The 1712-nt window shown below is 55.9% G+C and carries 1 protein-coding gene and 1 pseudogene; both read left to right on the plus strand.

Annotated elements, in window-relative coordinates; translation table 11 throughout:
- Positions 1-267: hypothetical protein (locus tag AB0G10_RS42245; protein WP_360935914.1), on the plus strand; the 267-nt coding region annotated here is incomplete at its 5' end.
- A gap of 88 nt (positions 268-355) precedes the next feature.
- Positions 356-1601 (plus strand): annotated as a pseudogene (locus AB0G10_RS42250) (IS3 family transposase).
- Positions 1602-1712 lie beyond the last annotated feature (111 nt).

The raw sequence follows: 1712 nt of genomic DNA on the forward strand, positions 1-1712 counted from the left end.
GTGCTGGTCAAACCGAGCGCGCTGCTGAACGAACCGCAGGGCAACGGCGGCGGCAGCTACGTTCCACCGCCGGTCAAACCGCAAAAACCGCAGCCGAAAAATCCGTTCAGCGGTGGCATCAAACAGTGCAAGGTCAAACCGCCGAAGGAAAAAGCCAACGCCGGCACCGCGCTGGGCGTCATCGCCGACAGCATAGCCACCTCGCCGCCGGTGACCTTCATCAAGCGTCATTGGCAACACTGGACGCAAGCCAAACCGCAAGCATAAAAAAAGGCCGGAATTCCGGCCTTTTTCACGTCTGTGACCCGTCCTGAATAGCGTTGACACATTTTACTCACGCACAGAGGAAAATGTGATGAACCAGTATATTAAACGCACACAACGCGATTACTCTCTATCCTTTAAACTGGCTGTCGTCGAACAGGTCGAAAAAGGCGAGATGACATACCGCCAGGCGCAAGATCGCTACGGTATCCAAGGCAGCCAGACTGTCATGAACTGGCTGCGCAAATACGGTCAACTTGACTGGCGAACTTCTCCTTCCACCAGAACGTGCGGAGACAACATGCCCAAACTCCCCCTGACGCCCGAACAGCGTATTAAAGAACTTGAGCAGCAACTGGCTGAATCTGAAGTCAAAGCCCAGTTCTTCGAAGCTGTCGTCAAAGTGATGAACACCGACTTTGGCGCCACGCTGACAAAAAAGCAGCTAACCGCCTTATCGCGCAAACACAAGTACCGGGACTCACAGTAACGCGGGCCTGCCGATGGATGGGCATCAGCCGACAAGCGTGGTATCAGTCCCTGCAGCGTGAAGCAGGCAAAGAGGAGCAGGCCCGGCATCTCGTCGAACAGGTGACGGCCATCCGCTTGCACCAACCCCGACTGGGGACACGTAAGCTGCATCACCTGTTGCGGCAACACCCCGAACCGGCGTTGCATGTGGGCCGTGACCGGTTGTTCAGTATCCTGCGCTGCGCGCGGTTACTGGTGATGCCTAAACGGGCGTATCACAAGACGACGCACAGCCATCATCGTTTTTATCGCCATCCCAACCTGCTAAAAGCGGGAGACAATCAAGTAATAGCCAGCCGTCCGGAACAGGTATGGGTGGCGGATATCACCTACCTGCCGCTGAGAACGGGGACGGCGTATGTCAGCCTGGTAACGGATGCCTGGTCGAGAAAAATCGTGGGATATCACGTGCATGACAGTCTGCATACCCGGCATGTCGCCTGCGCGTTCAAAATGGCACTGGCCGGCAGACGCACGGCGTTGCCGTTGGTGCATCACTCGGACAGGGGTATCCAGTACTGCTCGCAGGAATATCAGGCGTTACATCAGCAGTATGGCGTCATCTGCTCGATGACGGACGGGTATGACTGTTATCAGAACGCGCTGGCGGAACGGATAAACGGGATACTCAAAACGGAATACCTGCTCGGCAGGCCAGAAGATATCGCGCAGGCAAGAAAGATGGTCAGGGAGTCGGTGAACCTCTACAACACGCGGCGGCCGCACTTGTCGCTGAAATACAAAACGCCCGATGAGGTTCATCGGGCGTTATCCGGTTGAAAAGTGTCAACCTATATCAGGACTAGTCACTGCCGAGATTAATCCCAGCTCAGCACCACTTTACCCGACTTGCCGGAGCGCATGGCGTCGAAGCCCTGCTGGAACTCGTCGATCGAGAAACGGTGGGTGATGATTGG

It is taken from the genome of Actinoplanes sp. NPDC023714, from assembly GCF_040639855.1.
Taxonomy (GTDB): domain Bacteria; phylum Actinomycetota; class Actinomycetes; order Mycobacteriales; family Micromonosporaceae; genus Actinoplanes.